General features: G+C 72.8%; 10 protein-coding genes. 8 read left to right on the forward strand and 2 right to left on the reverse strand.

The window, feature by feature from the left end; genetic code table 11:
• Positions 1-29 precede the first annotated feature (29 nt).
• The 7 genes from L3078_RS36070 to L3078_RS36100 all read left to right on the forward strand — a co-directional run bounded on the left by L3078_RS36070 (position 30) and on the right by L3078_RS36100 (position 11,912).
• The gene (locus tag L3078_RS36070; protein ID WP_239758121.1) at positions 30-401 is read left to right on the forward strand and encodes a hypothetical protein; all 372 of its coding nucleotides are present in this window, start codon (positions 30-32) and stop codon (positions 399-401) included.
• 219 nt (positions 402-620) lie between these two features.
• Positions 621-5,096 (forward strand): fibronectin type III domain-containing protein, encoded by a 4,476-nt coding sequence (locus tag L3078_RS36075; RefSeq protein WP_239758122.1) that lies wholly within the window; start codon positions 621-623, stop codon positions 5,094-5,096.
• 221 nt (positions 5,097-5,317) lie between these two features.
• Positions 5,318-6,643, forward strand: coding sequence for a radical SAM protein (locus L3078_RS36080; RefSeq protein ID WP_239758123.1), 1,326 nt, complete (start codon positions 5,318-5,320; stop codon positions 6,641-6,643).
• Between the two features lie 214 nt (positions 6,644-6,857).
• Positions 6,858-8,387, forward strand: a complete 1,530-nt coding sequence (locus tag L3078_RS36085) for a cellulose-binding domain-containing protein (protein WP_239758124.1) — start codon at positions 6,858-6,860, stop codon at positions 8,385-8,387.
• Positions 8,388-8,663: 276 nt separating this feature from the next.
• Positions 8,664-9,794 (forward strand): ribosome small subunit-dependent GTPase A, encoded by a 1,131-nt coding sequence (gene rsgA, locus L3078_RS36090; RefSeq protein WP_239758125.1) that lies wholly within the window; start codon positions 8,664-8,666, stop codon positions 9,792-9,794.
• Between the two features lie 154 nt (positions 9,795-9,948).
• Positions 9,949-11,361, forward strand: coding sequence for a bifunctional transcriptional activator/DNA repair enzyme AdaA (locus L3078_RS36095; RefSeq protein WP_239760597.1), 1,413 nt, complete (start codon positions 9,949-9,951; stop codon positions 11,359-11,361).
• The gene (locus L3078_RS36100; RefSeq protein ID WP_239758126.1) at positions 11,358-11,912 is read left to right on the forward strand and encodes a methylated-DNA--[protein]-cysteine S-methyltransferase; all 555 of its coding nucleotides are present in this window, start codon (positions 11,358-11,360) and stop codon (positions 11,910-11,912) included. The genes L3078_RS36095 and L3078_RS36100 overlap by 4 nt, the downstream gene beginning before the upstream one ends.
• A gap of 22 nt (positions 11,913-11,934) precedes the next feature.
• On the opposite strand, the gene L3078_RS36105 is transcribed toward L3078_RS36100, so the two are convergent.
• Together L3078_RS36105 and L3078_RS36110 are read right to left on the reverse strand one after the other, a co-directional pair.
• The gene (locus L3078_RS36105; protein WP_239758127.1) at positions 11,935-12,417 is read right to left on the reverse strand and encodes a DUF456 domain-containing protein; all 483 of its coding nucleotides are present in this window, start codon (positions 12,415-12,417) and stop codon (positions 11,935-11,937) included.
• Between the two features lie 45 nt (positions 12,418-12,462).
• Positions 12,463-13,446: a helix-turn-helix transcriptional regulator gene (locus L3078_RS36110; protein WP_239758128.1), complete on the reverse strand. Its 984-nt coding sequence runs from the start codon at positions 13,444-13,446 to the stop codon at positions 12,463-12,465.
• Positions 13,447-13,897: 451 nt separating this feature from the next.
• On the opposite strand from L3078_RS36110, the gene L3078_RS36115 reads away from it, so the two are divergent.
• The gene (locus tag L3078_RS36115) at positions 13,898-15,961 is read left to right on the forward strand and encodes a protein phosphatase 2C domain-containing protein (RefSeq protein ID WP_239758129.1); all 2,064 of its coding nucleotides are present in this window, start codon (positions 13,898-13,900) and stop codon (positions 15,959-15,961) included.
• Positions 15,962-16,376: the final 415 nt, after the last annotated feature.

Below are 16,376 nucleotides of genomic sequence, written 5' to 3' on the forward strand. Positions count from 1 at the left end.
GCACGTGCTGACAGGAGAGGAACACGCACATGAGGTTTCGATGGCTGGTCGCCACCGCCGGCCTGGCCGCCGCGCTCGGCACCACCCTCGCGGCGCCGTCCGCGTCCGCCGCGTCCGCCTGCTGGCGGCACGAGGACGGCATCAGGTGGTGGTGCAACAACGTCGCCGGCGCCTCGGTGTACGGCTCGGTGGGCAACAACCCGCTGTACCCGAACCCCCATCAGGTCGTCGGGACCATGAACACCAATCCGAGCTGGTTCTTCTGCAAGATGGACAACCAGGCCTGGGTGGGCGGACCGCACCCGAACCGCTGGATCAAGACCGTCGCCGACAACGGTCAGCTCGGCTGGATGAAGGACACCGCCATTTACAGCGAGACGGACCCGCTGCGCGACTGCTGACCGTGCGGACACGCACGCGCGTCGAGTGCGTCACGTGCGTCACGTGAGTCGCGGAAAACAGACAACGGTTGTCGGCATGATCACGCCGACAACCGTTGTCTGTTTTCCGGGGTGATCGAAAGTCTTTCTTCCGCACGACATCTTGTCGACCTCGACCGGAGCCCCCTACCTTCCGCAGAGAACGTTTACTGCCAGGTGCCCCGGCCGGGAGGACTCCGCATGCCCATCTCCAGAAGATCCGTCCTGACCACGGCCGCGGCGGGCACGAGTGCGCTCGCCCTCTCCGGCGGCTGGTCCCCGGCGGTCGCCGCCGAGGACGCGGCGGGCCGGCAGGCCGACGCGACGGCGGGCGGCGCCGGACGGCTGGACCTCGTCGACTTCGGCGACCCCGACTCCGAGGCGGCCCACGACTTCCACGGCCCGGACACCGAGGTCGTCGACGGCCACGCGGGGGACAGGGCACGGGTCGCGAGGCCCCTCGCCACCCCCGGCATCAAGGGCGGCGACCTCCGCTTCACCGTCGCCGTCGACCCGGTCCACCAGAACCACCTCACCGTGAAGTTCTGGGGCGGCGACACCTCGACGTACAAGACGATCGCGTACATCAACGGCGAGCAGATCGGCTACCGCCGCTCCGGCGACTACGAGGCCCTGAACACCGGCACCAACCGGCCCCTGCCCGGCCGCTTCTTCTACGCGACGATCATGCTGCCGCTGGAGCACACCCGGGGCCGTACCCGGGCCGAGATCACCCTGCGCACCTACGACAGCGCGTTCTCCGGCAAGGTCACCGCGAACTCCCGCGGCTACTACCGCGCCTACACCCACACCGGCAGCCACCTCGACCTGAGCGACGATCCCCGGACCGAGTTCACCCCGCCCACCGCCACCGTCGCCGCCCTCGACGACACGGCCAAGCAGGCGCTCGTCGACGGCTATGTCGCCGAGCAGGTGAAACTCTTCAACTCCCTCTCGGCGAAGGTGGACGCGGCCAGCACCGGCAAGCTGTCGATCGTCCGGTACGTCGAGGAACTGTTCTTCTACGCGGGCGCGCTGGCCCGTGCTTCCTGGTGTCCGGCGAAGACCCCGGCCGAGAAGAAGGCGGCGCTGCTGCGGGTCTTCAAGTGCGTGGACAACCACACCAGGGACTACTACGGCAACACCAAGCTCCTTGCCTGGGGCGGGCACCAGGGCGACTGGGGCGGCTACTACGGGGCCCTCGGACAGGCGCTGTACCTGGTCGAGAACGTCATCGCCGACAACGATGTCCACGGTCGGGCGGCCTTCGAGGACTTCCTCGACGAGCCGTTCGTCACCGGCACCGAGGAAGGGCCCACCTCCCTCGCGGGCGTCGGCTGGGACGGCGGCCCCCTCACCCGCCGCGCCGCGTGGGAACGCGTCCTGAAGGCCAACTTCGACTACGCCCGCTCCCGGCTCTCCTACATCTACAACCAGGTGATGTACACGTACGAGGGCGCCTGGGAGGCCCACGAAGGCCTGCGGGTGATCGGGTCCTCGTACTACGAGGGCCGGGCCCGCAGCCACCGCATCGTCGGCGAGGCCCTCGGCTGGGAGCCCTTCCTCGGGGAGGAGGTGCTGGTCGGCCCCGACGGACAGGACCTCGACCTCTTCCACTCCCTCTTCCAGCACGACACCACGGCCCGCTGGACCGACGACTACGTCGACTACGTCATCAAGGGCCTGGCCCGCTCCAAGCTCGACAAGGACGGCAACGTCGTACGCCGCCTCCCGCTCGGCACCCACTACACGACCATGACCGAGGCCGGCCACACCCGCGAGAACGGCTACGTCGCCAACTACGGCGAGGCCACCAACTACCTCCCCGAGTGGTTCCACCGCACCCGGGGCCACCAGGGCGACGAGGAACTCAACGACAGAATCCTGGAGTTGGCGCTCCGCAACCTGCACGCCCGCTCGCACGCCCGCATGACCGACCTCGACGACGACCTCAAGCGCACCATGCGCATGGAGATGGTCGTCGACGAGCGCAACACCAACTTCCCCGGATTCCCCGGCTACGTGCTGCGCGTCTCCGAGGGCAAGCTCCTCCACTACGTCTCCCTCGCCCACCACATCGCCGAGCACCCCGAGCGGTACGCGGGCGAGCAGTGGAGCCGCACCCGCCGGTACGCCCGGGAGGCGGTGGGTTTCGCCCAGCAGCAGATCGCCGACCACCAGTACTTCGCCAACTTCGCCGCCGTGAAGTCGAAGAACAAGTACGACCTCGAACTCGGCGAGACCTGGGGCTGGTTGAAGAACCAGCAACCGACCGGCATCGTCCATCCGCACACCGACTTCGCCTACTACACCCCCGCCGAACTCACCGCGCTCGCCGTGCGCACCGCCGACTACGAGCGGTTCGCCTGGGTGGACGTGGACTGCATGTTCGTCTCCCTGCGCGACGGCGACACGCATCTGTGGGGCCACCTCAACGAACGCCAGCGCGGCTTCGCCCGCAACGGCCGCCTGCACGTCCGCCACCCCGACCGCGACCACATCGTCCAGCTCCACACCGAGGGGCTCTTCCGGTACGAGGACTACTGGGCCCGCATGGACAACATCGACGTCGACTTCATGGAGGACCAGCAGACGGGCGACTCGACCGCCCTCCAGGCCCTCGCCGGCGAGATCGCCCCCATCACCTTCCAGCCCGGCGTGGGAACGGTCCACCGCGAGAACTTCGAGGCCGACCACGCCTACTCGGGCTACCCCGACCTCCTCACCGCCCGCTACGGCCGCTACCTCTTCGTCCTCAACACGACGCGGAAGGCGTACGGGAACGAGCGCGCGTACCGGGTGGAGGTGCCGGGTGCGGGCGCGAGCGTCCTCGACCTGGTGAGCGGCCGGGAGCTGCCGGTGCGCGGCGGCCGGGTGAGCGTGCCGCCCAGGACGGGACTCGTGCTGCGCCTGGAGTCGGAGGACATCGCCCAACTCCCGCCCTCACACGTCGACTTCGTCCACACCCTGCCCGGCGACGCCTCGGTCCTGGTCACCTGGCAGACCACGGCGGGCGCCACGCACTACGAGGTACGCCGGGCGACACGACGCCGGGGCCCGTACGAGCTGATCGGCACCGCGACGAAGGGCCGTCACCTCCTCGACGCGTCCGCACGACCGGGCGAGACCTACTTCTACACGGTCACGGCGGTGAACCCGGCGGGCCGCGGCCTGCCGTCGTACGCGATCGAGACGGAGCTGAAGCGGCCCGCCTCGCCCGGGGTGCGCCGGACCGGCTGGCGCGACGACGCCCTCCACCACGCCCGGAAGGGCAGTGCGATCGTGCGCGGCTCGACCGTCCGCGTCCTCGGCGCCCACGGCGACGGCCTCGGCGAGGGCGACGACTACCGGGTGCTGTCCCGCGACATCGAGGACGCGCTGCATTTCGTGAACCGCCCGGCGGTGGGCGGCTTCACGCTCACGGCGCGCGTGGACGGCGCCCGGGGCCCCGCGACCGGTCTGATGCTCCGCGACCGGCTCACCGCCGACACCCGGCACGTGTACTTCGGCGCGGACGCCGACGGACGGCTCGTCCTGCACGACCGCGCCCGCGACAGCCGCCACGACTGGCAGGACGACATCCGCTCCCCGATCACCCGAGGCCTCCCCGGCCGCACCCTGGCCGCCACCCCGTACCTCCGGCTCGTCCGCGACCTCACCACCCACCGCGTGCACGCCCAGGTCTCCGCGGACGGCCGTACCTGGGTGACCGTCGGAAGCCTCTTCTGCCCCTTCCCGTACGCGGTGCACGCGGGGGTCGTGGCCACGGGCGACGCGGCCTTCGCGGAGGTCGGCGTCGACGGGCTCGGGGACGCCCCGCTGGTGGTCGCCCTGGAGCGGGACGGCGACACCGTCACCGCCCGCTGGAGCAAGCCGGAGGACGCGCTCACGTTCACGCTGGAGCGTTCCGTGGACGGCGACACCTGGGAGGCGCTCGTGAAGGACACCCGGTCCCTCGCCCACGCCGACAAGGGACTGCGGCACGGCAGGCGCCATTACCGGGTCACGGCGGCCCTGGTGGGCGGCGGCAGCCGGGTCTCCGCGCCCGCCGTGGCCGTCGCCGAGACCTTCGCGGACGTCCTCGCGCGGGCGCGGGCGACCGACGAGGCCGGGTGGACCAAGAAGAGCCACGCGGCCTTCACCGCCGAGCTCGACCGGGTGGAGGGGGACACCGGGAAGGACGAGGACGCCCGGATCGACGCGGTGTACGCGGCGTACGAGCTGCTCGTCTCCCGGGAGACGCTGCTGCGGCGCACCGAGGTCACCGCGTCGATGGTGAAGGCCTCGACCATCGCCTGGCCCGGCACCGGGACGCAGGCCGGCAACGGCTGGCGGGCCTTCGACGGCGACACCGCCACGTACACGGACACCCTCGCCGCCGACAGCTGGATCGACATCGACGCGGGCGCGGGCGGGGCCCTGCGGGTCGACAGGCTCCGCGTCCTGCCACGCGCCGGTTTCGCTTCGCGGGCGACCGGCACGGTGCTGCGCGGCTCCACGGACGGCGGGACGACCTGGACCGACCTGCACACGATCGGGGCGACGACCGACGGCGCCTGGTACGAGGCGACCCTCCCGACCACGGCGACGTACCCCCTGCTCCGCCTCCACGACACGCACAACGGGCGCTGCAACCTGACCGAGGTGGAGTTCTGGTACTACGCGGCGGAAGAGTGAATCGGACGAAAAAGCAGGGGCGCAGCCCCGCTTTTTCAGGGGCGCGGGGAACTGCGCGAGAAGCCCCACGCACCCGCACCCGCCGACGCACCCCCACTCCCACCCCGGTAGGCGCCACCCCCGAACAACCCCCCGCTCCCTCCCCCTGACCGCCGGAGGCATACCGTGGAGGACGCGCACGGGCAACCCCCACGCGACGTCGGGAGCGAGGAGACAACGGGATGGATGGCAGCCGCACCGCACTGGTGGAGGACCTGATGGAGAGGTTCCCCCACGTGCCACGGGAAGCCGTCTTCAAGGAGGACCTGCTCAGGGGCGGCGTGGCCTTCGACGCCTCCGCGCTGAGCGACAACGAGAAGGGCGAGGTCAAGCCGAAGTCGTACTTCATCTTCTCCTTCGACCACGGCACCCTCCCCGAGCTCGGCGAGGCCGCCCTGCGCCGCCCGCCGGAGGAGATCATCCTCACCGGCGGCCCGTACGACCTGCGGCGCACGGTCGTCTCCGTACGGGTCAACCCGTCCTCGCCCTACCGGGTGGCGTCCGACGAGGACGGCCTCCTCGGTCTGTACCTCGACGGCAAGCGCATCGCGGACGTCGGCGTCCCGCCCATGCCGGAGTACTACAAGCACACTCTCTCCAACGGGAAGTCCGTGATGGAGGTGGCCCCCACCATCCAGTGGGGCTACCTCATCTATCTGACCGTCTTCCGCGTCTGCCAGTACTTCGGCGCGAAGGAGGAGTGCCAGTACTGCGACATCAACCACAACTGGCGCCAGCACAAGGCGGCGGGCCGGCCGTACACGGGCGTGAAGGACGTCGACGAGGTTCTCGAGGCCCTGGAGATCATCGACCGGTACGACACGGCGAAGACGTCCACCGCGTACACGCTCACCGGCGGTGCCATCACCAAGACGGTCGCGGGCCGTGACGAGGCCGACTTCTACGGCCACTACGCCAAGGCCATCGAGGAGCGGTTCCCGGACCGCTGGATCGGCAAGGTCGTCGCGCAGGCGCTGCCGCTGGACGACGTCAAGCGCTTCCACGACTACGGCGTGAAGATCTACCACCCCAACTACGAGGTCTGGGACGAGTACCTCTTCAAGATGTACTGCCCCGGCAAGGAGCGGTACGTCGGCCGCGACGAGTGGCACAAGCGCATCCTGGACTCGGCCGGTGTCTTCGGCGCGCGCAACGTGATCCCCAACTTCGTGGCGGGCGTGGAGATGGCCGAGCCGTTCGGCTTCAAGACGGTCGACGAGGCGATCGCGTCGACCACGGAGGGGCTGCGGTTCTTCATGTCGCACGGCATCACGCCCCGCTTCACCACCTGGTGCCCGGAGCCCACCACCCCCCTCGGCAAGGCCAACCCGCAGGGCGCGCCGCTGGAGTACCACATCCGGCTGCTGCAGGCCTACCGCGCCACGATGGACGAGTTCGGGCTGTCGTCGCCGCCCGGATACGGCCCGCCCGGACCCGGTCGCGCCGTCTTCTCCGTCAGCTCCTTCATGGACAGTCTCCCGGCCGTCGAGGAGGTTCCCGCCGGGTAACTCCTGTGGCGGTTGAGTCGATCGGGGTCGGCGTACGTACAACTCAACAGTGTGACCGCTGGTAACCGCATGAGAAGACGCAGCTTGTCAGTTGTGTGGGAAGCGTGAAAAGCTCTGGGTACCGCAAGGTGGTCCCCCCAACTCCCTTGGATTTAAAGGGCAGTTGACTACTTTTGCACACTTCCCCCCTCGCTCTGTTGGATGCAGGAGACCCATGCCCGACCTGCCGAAGCCCCAGGACGCCGCCGAGGCCGCGCTGTTCTCGGAGTGCTGGGACGCGGTCCTGTCGTACGCCGACCTGTGCACGTCCGGTTCGGCCGCGGCGACCCAACTGGCCACCGAGGCCTTCACGAACGGCATGCACGAGGCACGCGCCCTGGAGTTCGAGGCGGGTCCCGAACGCGGTGCCGGACGGCGTGCCCAGCGCCTGCCTCGAATACCGTTCCTCCTGACCTGGGTCAGGACCAGCGCCGCCGCCTGGGAGACGGGTGGCCAGGGCCACCGGCTCGACCCCGAACTGCGCCTCTGGCTCAACTCGGACAAGGCCGCCCGGTACACCGGCCCGCCCCTGTACCGCCCGCTCGCCCTGCGTGCCCTGCGGGACATGCAGGAACCCGACGCGGCCCTGCTGTGGCTCGCCGAGGTCGAGTCGCTGCCGCTGGGCTCGGTGGCCCGCCGGCTCGGCCTCGACCCGGCGGTCGCCGGATCCGAACTCGACCAGGTACGGGCACTGTTCCGGGACCGCTGCCACCGCGGCCAGCTCGACGCGCCCCTGCACGCCGACTGCCGCACCTACGCCCGGCTGCTGGACGCGGTGACCCGCTCGCCCGGCACCGACACCCCCGACGACCTGTCCCGCCACCTCGCCACCTGTGTGCAGTGCGCCGAGGCCGCGGCCTGCCTCGGTCTGCACGGCGGCGGACTGCCCGCCGCACTCGCCGGCGGCGTGATCGGCTGGAGCGGCCTCGCCTATCTGGAACGCCGCCGCCGCGCGGCCGAGGCCGGACTGCTCCCCGGGCGCGCGGACTCCACCGGCACCGACCGGGGCTTCTCCCCGGGCAGGGAACCGAGGCCTCGGTTCAGCCGGAACGGGCTGCTCGCCGGAGCCGGCCTGGTCTCTGTCCTGGCGCTCGCCGTCTCCCTCATGCCGTTCGGCGACGACGACACCGCTGTGGAGGGCTCGTCCGCCGGGGAGTCGTCGGTGGTGCAGCAGGACCCGAGGTTCCCGGTGACCGGGGCCCCGTCCGGCGGCGAATCGTCCGAGCTGCAGAGCACGTCGCGACCGGAGGAGGCCGGTTCGGGCGACGAGGACGACGGCGACAAGAAGGACAAGGGCGGCAACAGCCACGAGGAACCCCAGGGCGACGCCTCGACGCCCGCCCGCGTCACCCACCAGCCGGTCGACCCGGGCAAGTCGTCCGACGCCACCTGCCACGTCCGCTACCAGGTCGTCAACGAATGGCCCGGCGGCTTCCAGGGCGCCGTCACCGTCACCTCCACCAAGGCCCTCGACGGCTGGCACATCGCCTGGACCTACCCGGCGAACCAGCGCGTCACCCAGATGTGGGACGGCACCTTCGACCAGGAGGGCTCCAAGGTCGTCGCCACCTCCGCCGACTACAACAAGACCGTCGCCGCCGGCGGCACCTTCGGCGTCGGCTTCCTCGGCATCTGGGAGGGCTACGACAACCCCGTTCCCGCGTCCTTCACGCTCAACGGGAAGAAGTGCGACCGGGCGGACTGAGCGCGGGGCGCGGCGCGGGGAGCGCCGCGACAAATCGATTGACGGGGGCCCTCGGGCCCCCGCTAGGGTGAGACCACCGAGCACGGCGGCCGTTCAGGCCACCGTCGCCGACGACGACGAGTGAGACAGGAGGTGTCGACCGATGGCTGTCATTGCGATGGGCGCTGCCCGCATCCAGGAATCCATCCAGTCCACCTCCGTGGCCACCGGCTGACTTCTCTCTTCTCCCGCGTCCGTGGACGCGGTGCCGGGGCCACCCCTGTGAAGGGTCACCCCTTGTCTCTCTCCTCTTCCTCCGGCTCGTCCTCTCTTCCGGGCTCGTCCCCGTTCTCCTCGCACCCCCTCGTGCCGTACGGCTGGGACGACTCCTGGGCGGACGCTTTCGCCCCGTACACCGCCGAGGGCCTGCTCGCCGGGCGGGTCGTGCGGGTCGACCGCGGGCAGTGTGACGTCGTCACCGCCGACGGCCTGCTGCGGGCCGACACCGCGTTCGTCACCCCCCACGACCCCATGCGGGTCGTCTGCACGGGCGACTGGGTCGCCGTGGAACCCGCGGGCGACCCCCGCTACGTCCGCACGTACCTGCCCCGCCGCAGCGCCTTCGTCCGCTCCACCTCCTCCAAGCGCGCCGAGGGGCAGATCCTCGCCGCCAACGTCGACCACGCCGTCGTCGCGGTCTCGCTCGCCGTGGAACTCGACCTCGGCCGCGTGGAACGGTTCCTCGCACTGGCCTGGGAGTCCGGGGCCCAGCCGGTGGTCGTGCTCTCCAAGGCCGACCTCGTGCCGGACGCCGCCACCCTGGGGCATCTCGTGCAGGACGTGGAGACCGTGGCGCCCGGCGTCCCCGTGCTGACGGTCAGCTCCACCACCGGCGAGGGTCTCGACGTCCTCGCCGCGGTGCTCGCCGGCGGCACCTCCGTTCTGCTCGGGCAGTCCGGCGCCGGCAAGTCGACCCTCGCCAACGCGCTGCTCGGCGACGACGTCATGGACGTCCAGGCCACCCGCGACGTGGACGGCAAGGGACGGCACACCACCACCACCCGCAACCTGCTCGCCCTGCCCGGGGGCGGAGTCCTCATCGACACACCCGGGCTGCGCGGCGTCGGCCTCTGGGACGCCGAGACCGGGGTCGGGCAGGTCTTCGCCGAGATCGAGGAACTGGCCGCGGACTGCCGCTTCCACGACTGTGCGCACGTCGCCGAGCCCGGCTGCGCGGTCCTCGGCGCGGTCGAGTCCGGTGAACTGCCCGAGCGGCGGCTCGACAGCTACCGCAAGCTGCTCCGCGAGAACCAGCGGATCGTCGCGAAGAGCGACGCGCGGCTGCGGGCGGAGATCCGCAAGGAGTGGAAGCGGAAGGGTGCGCAGGGGCGCGCGGCGATGGAGGCGAAGCGGGGTGGTCTGCGGTGAGTGCCCGGCGCGGGTGAGTGGGGGTGGGGGCTTGTCGCCCCGTTCCCCCGCGCCCCTGCGACGGCAGAGGCTGCGCCCTCTGCCGTCGCAGGGGCGCAGCCCCGTGTCCGAATACCGCCAGCCCGCCGCCTCCGCGTCGTCGACACTTGAGGACATGAAGGACGGCATGGAGGACGGCATCAAGGACGGCACGGGGGGCGAGGACACCAGGTACGAGGCGGTGCGGAGCAGGGACGGCCGGTTCGACGGGGAGTTCTTCTTCGCCGTCGAGACGACCGGGATCTACTGCCGGCCGAGCTGCCCGGCGGTGACGCCGAAACGGGAGAACGTCCGCTTCTACGCCACCGCGGCCGCCGCCCAGGGCGCCGGGTTCCGGGCCTGCCGACGGTGCCGGCCCGACGCCGTGCCCGGCTCCGCCGAGTGGAACGTGCGCGCGGACTCCGTGGGCCGTGCCATGCGGCTCATCGGGGACGGGGTCGTCGACCGGGAGGGCGTCGCCGGCCTTGCGGTACGGCTCGGGTACAGCGCGCGCCAGGTCCAGCGGCAGCTCACCGCCGAGGTCGGCGCCGGACCCGTCGCCCTGGCCCGCGCCCAGCGGGCGCACACCGCCCGCGTCCTGCTGCGGACCACCGCCCTCCCGGTCACCGAGATCGCCTTCGCGTCCGGCTTCGCCAGCGTGCGCCAGTTCAACGACACGATCCGCGCGGTGTACGCCATGACACCCAGCGCTCTGCGCGCCGGCGCGCCCCGGCGGTCCGCCGGGGCGCGCACGGCCGGGATCCCGCTCCGGCTCGCGTATCGGGGCCCGTACCGGTCCACCGCCCTCTTCGACGTCCTCGCCGCCGAGGCCGTCACCGGCGTGGAGGAGGTCACCGGCGAGCGCGGGCACCGCACCCACCGGCGCACCCTCCGCCTTCCGTACGGCACCGGCATCACCGAGGTCGACGAGCGACCGGGAGGCCGTCCCGCCGACCGCTGCGGCGGCTGGCTCGACGCCCGGCTCCACCTCACCGACCTCCGGGACCTCACCACCGCCGTGCAGCGGCTGCGTCGGCTGTTCGACCTGGACGCCGATCCGTACGCCGTGGACGAGCGCCTCGGCCAGGACCCCCGGCTCGCCCCGCTCGTCGCCGCCGGGCCGGGGCTGCGCTCGCCGGGCACGGCCGACCCGGAGGAGTTCGCCGTACGGGCGCTCGTCGGGCGCACGGAGGCGGCCCGGCTCGTACAGGCGTACGGAAAGACGCTGGACGCCCCGCAGGGGACGCTCACGCACCTGTTCCCCGAACCCGCCGCGCTGGCCGACGCGGACGGCCCGCTCGGCACCCTCGCCACCGCCCTCGCCGACGGCACCTGCCGCCTCGACGTCGGCGCGGACCGGGACGCCACCGAGGCGGCCCTGCGCGCGCTGCCGGGTCTGGACGCCCGTACCGTCGCCGAGATCCGCACCCGCGCCCTCGGCGACCCGGACGTGGCACCCCCGGGCGAGACCGTGCCGGAGGCCTGGCGGCCCTGGCGGTCGTACGCCCTTCGACATCTTCAGACACAGGAGCAGGGAGTTCAGTCGTGAGCACCGAGCAGCGGACGTACTACACCGTCGTCGACAGCCCCGTCGGGCAACTCCTCCTCACCGCCGACGAGGTCGGCGCCCTCACCTCCCTGTCCGTGCCGGAGCAGAAGGGCGGCAGGGTCCCGCTGCCGGGCTGGCTGCGCGACCCGGCACCCTTCCGGGCGGCCGAGGAACAGCTCGCCGCCTACTTCGCCGGTGAACTCAAGGAATTCAGGCTGGAGTTGCGCGGCGAGGGCACCGAGTTCCGACGGCGGGTCTGGGCCGCGCTCGACGACGTCCCGTACGGCGCGACCATCACGTACGGCGCCGTCGCCGCCCGGATCGGCGCGCCCCGCGCCGCCGTCCGGGCCGTGGGCGGCGCGATCGGCGCGAACCCCCTCCTCATCGTCCGCCCCTGCCACCGGGTGATCGGCGCGGACGGCACCCTCACCGGATACGCCGGCGGCCTCGACCGCAAACGCCTCCTCCTCGGCCTAGAGGGCGTGCTCCAGCCGACACGGCCGCCGACGTCACCGGGAAGCAGTGGACGGACACTCAGCGCGACCGCATGACCACGCCGTACGACGCTCCGGCTCAGCCGCCGAACACCACCCCCACCCACGCCCCCGTCACCAGCAGGCAGGCGAAGAGTTCCGTCAGGACGCTCGAACCGCCCGAGCGCATCGCCGTGCGTGTCGCCGCCTTCGCCGCGCCGGGGTGGCCCAGGCGGAGGCGTTCGGAGAGGTAGATACCGCCGACGAAGCCGGGGATCGCGCCGAGGACCGGGACCAGCAGGAAACCGAGGAGGGCCCCCGCCCCGGCGTACACGCCCATGCGCGGGGTGGCACCGCTCTCCGCCAGGCGCCGGGGCGGCAGACCCCAGCGGACCGCCCGGGACAGCAGCAGCACGAGGGTGGCGCCCACCAGCACCCACCAGGCGATGGGCCGCGGCTCCTCCAGCGCCCACCACATGACCCCGGCCCACACGAGCCAGGACCCCGGAACACCGGGCACCAGCACTCCGCACAGGCCGAGCAGCAGTACGACCCCGACCAGCAGGAGTTCCCACGCTCCCATCTGCCCAGGGTGCCGGACCGCGAGAGGGGGCGCAGGTCCGTGAGGTCAGTCCCGGGTCACCCAGGCCCGCTCGTACGCGTGCCAGCCCAGCTGCAGCCGGGTCGTCACCCCGGCGAGCTCCATCAGGCGCTTCACCCGGCGCTGTACGGTCCGCAGGCCCAGGTCCAGCTGCTTGGCGACGCTCGCGTCGGTCATGCCGGCCAGCAGTAGCGAGAGGATCTCCAGATCGGTGTCGTCGGGGGCGTCCGGGATGTCCTCCGTGACCCGGCCGGAGCCCAGGCGCAGCGGGATGGCCTGCCGCCAGACCGACTCGAACAGGCCCGACAGCAGCTCCAGCAGCCCGCTCGCGTGCACGACCAGCGCGGCGGGCTCGGCGGTGTGCGTGGTGAGGGGAACCATGGCCAGCGTCCGGTCGGCGATGACGAGCTTCGTGGGCACCTCGTCCATGACCCGCACCCGCTCCTCCCGGCCCAGCGCGGCCGACAGCTCGGTGAGGCCGGCGTCCTCGTCCAGGACGGCCCGTTCGACCACCACGCGGTAGCCGACGCCGCGCCCGGTCGCCTGCTCCTCGGCGGGGTTGTTCTCCGGCCCGGAGACCGCGATGGGGGCGCCGGTGACCATGGCGCAGACCTCCTCGGTGGCGCCGAGCTGGAGCTGCAGGAAGCGCTGCGCTATCGCGGCCGAGCCGATCACCACCTCGACCAGGTCGTGCGCGGCGGGCTCGGCCGCGCTCGCCCGGTACTCCTCGGCGAGCAGCGCCGCCGTCAGCTCGGCCTTCTCCAGCTCGTGCCGCTGCTGGGTGAGCAGGGCGCCCAGCGCCACACCGGGGGGCGCGGCGACCCAGCGGCCGGGGCGCGCGGAGGACTGGGCGGCGAGACCGTGCCGCTCCAGCCTGCGCAGCGCGCGCTCGGTGTCGCGCTCCCCGAGCGTGAGCCGGCGCGCCAGGTCCGGTACGTCGGCGGCGCCCACGGACACCAGGGCCCGGTACGCCGACTCGTGCGTCTCGTCGAGACCGATCGCTCCCAGCATCCGGCGACGCCGCCCCTCACTCGCCGCGCCTCCTCGGCGCACTTCCGCGTCGGCCCATCATCACCGCACCGCGTCTCCCACCGGCACGCGGGGTCGCACAGCGGAATCCCAGGAACGCGCCGCACACTCGGGCCGTCCGGCCCGCGCGCCCGCACCGCGCCCCGGTCGCTCCGGCGCCGCCGGGCGGTCTCTCCTGTGGGGGGTGGCACCGTCCGGCGGTCCCCGAGTGACGTACCCCCGGCGCGCACACCGGGCGCCCCGGCCTCGACGCCCTCACCTCCCATAATTCCCGATCCCCCGCATTTCCCTCATCTCCCGCCATCCTCTCGACTCCCTTGTCTCGCACCGGAGTTCGGCGTGTAGTCCGACACGCCGACGGTGCGTCGGCTCCGCGGGCCGATTTTCCGGATGCCCCGTTTTCATACGGCTCCCGAGGTGGACAATTAGGGGCATGAGCCAGCAGGGGGAGAGGCCGACCGGTCACGAGGACGACTGGTGGCGGCAGTTGTACGACGACGCGAGTGGGGACACGGGCCCCTCGGTGGCGGCCGATTCCCTCGACGACCGCTTCGCCTCGGCGGCGAACACGGTGCGGGCGCCGGCGCCGGAGCCCCCGAGGCCACCGGGCGGCCCGACCGAGACGACGAGCCCGGGAGAGGCCCCGGCAGGGGCGAGCGGGGGACACCCCGGCGTCCCGGGCGGGCCGAGCGTCCCGGGTGCGTCGGGCAGGCCGGGTGCGCCGAGTGGGCGGGACGAGACGGGCCCGTGGGGTGCGCCGGACGCGCCTGCGCCGATGCGTTCTGCGGGTGCGTCGAACGGTTCGGACGGCTCGGGCACTCTCGGTGGCCCCTCGGACCGGGTGCCGCCGCAGGGCTCGCCGGGGGCCTACTCGGACCGGGTGTCGCCCCAGAGCCCACCGGGCGACCCGGCCGGACGCGACGGCCGAGGGCACCAGGGCGACCAAGGCTCGCGCCGGGCTGCCCCTCCCGCGCCCGCACCGCCCGCTGTTCCTCCGCGGCCGTGGTCCAGTCCGGATCCGGTACCGCCTGTTGATGTCTGCTCGCGTGGGCCCTCCGGTGCGGGTGTCGGCTCCGCGCCGCCCGGTGTTCCCCCGCGGCCGCTGTCGCGTCCCGATGTCGGCGCTCCTGTCGACGCCGACCCGCGTGGGTCGTCTCGCGCCGGGGGCGGGGCGTCCGGGGAGCGGTCGCCCTTCGGGGTCGTTCCGCGTCAACCGGGCGGCTCCTCGGCTTCCCCGCCCGCCAGGGACCCCCGGCTCAGTGGGCTCACTCCGCAGCCCGCGCCGTGGGAGCCGCCGGGCGTTCAGCCGTCGGGGCCCGTGACGTTTCCGCCCGGGCCCACGCCACCGGGGTTCCGCACGGCCGCGCCCTGGCGCCGCACGCCCGCCCGGAGCCCCCACCGGGCGCAGCCCCCCATCCCCGCTCAGCCACCGTCCCCGGCCCCCGGACCCGCCTCGGAGCCCTCCGACGCCCGGCTCGACCTGCCCACCCCCCAGGCCGACGAGGTGTCGCTCGTCGACGAGAGCGGGCGGACGCGGGTCGAGTACGTGGGGTCCGGCCCGCCCACCTACGACGCGGAGCCGACCGCGCTGCCGCCGGCGGACCCCGAGGACCTGGGCGACCTGGTGGCGGACACGGTGCTGGACGGCGCGCGCTACGGGGCGTGCACGCTGCGCGCCGCGTCGCTGCGCGGGGACTCCGCGCGCTACCGGGGCGAGCCACGCCGCGACGCGCTCCTCACCGCCCGCTTCGGCCTCGGCGAACAGGCACTGGTCCTGGTGGCCATGGCGACGGGCGCCCGTGCCACCCCGGGCGCGCACCGCGCGGCGGGGGAGGCGTGCCGGTGGATCGGCCGGGCCGTAGGGCTGAGCCATGTGCGGCTGGTGGAGGACATCCGGGCCGCCCGGCGCGGCGATCTGAAGTCGGGGCTGCACCGCCTCACCGACCGCAGCCTCGGCAAGCTCCGCGCCAGCGCCGTAGAACAGGGGCTGGACCCGGAGGAGTACACGGCGAGCCTGCGCTGTCTGCTGCTCCCGGCCGACCCGGGGTGCCGTACGCGGGTGTTCTTCGGCGTCGGCGCGGGCGGGCTGTTCCGGCTGCGGGGCGGCGAGTGGCAGGACATAGAGCCCCGCGTCGCCGACACGGCCGGTGCCCCGGTGGTCGGCTTCGGCTCGCTGCCGCACGAGACCCCGGACGGCGACCGCCTGACCATGGACCTCGGCATCACGACACCCCCGAGCCCGTACGAACCCGCTTCGGCCCCGCCCCGCGAACCCTTCCGGTTCCGTGCCTCCGTTGCCCGCGAGGACGACGTCCTGCTGCTGTGCACGGGCGGTCTGGCCGAACCGTTGCGCGGGGAGCCACCGCTCGCCGCGCATCTGGCGGCCCGCTGGGGAGCCGCCGAACCGCCCGGCCTCGCCGCCTTCCTCGCCGACGCCCAGGTCAGGGTCAAGGGGTACGCGGACGACCGTACGGCCGCCGCCGTGTGGGAGGCCTGACGGCGACCACCGGCGGGCGGGAGGGGCGTCAATCAGCCGCACCGGGGCCTGAGTTGGCCGGTATCGGCGCGCGATTCCGGCCAATCAACATCATCGGGGCGAGTGGCCTGCCCGGCCCGGGGTACACGGCGCCCGTACGCCAGTCGCGCCCCGTGGGCACACGGCCGGATCGGCAGCCTCGCATGGGCAGTTGGGGCCGGCGGCCGGGGCCGTTCAGGGCTGCCCGGAGCAGGGCCGGGCGTCGGGTTCGTAGGGCTGTGCGGGGGTTTCACGACAGGGGAAGCGCTCTCACAAGGTACCGACAGCTGGCTTGACTCTGTGCGTTTGAAAGCGTACGGACGGTCGTTGACGATTCGACATGAGTGCCGCGATCCGGACGGGGGCATGGATCCCCGTGTACGTGTTCGAGCAGGAA

Origin of the sequence: Streptomyces deccanensis (assembly GCF_022385335.1) — a bacterium.
Classification (GTDB): Bacteria; Actinomycetota; Actinomycetes; order Streptomycetales; family Streptomycetaceae; genus Streptomyces; species Streptomyces deccanensis.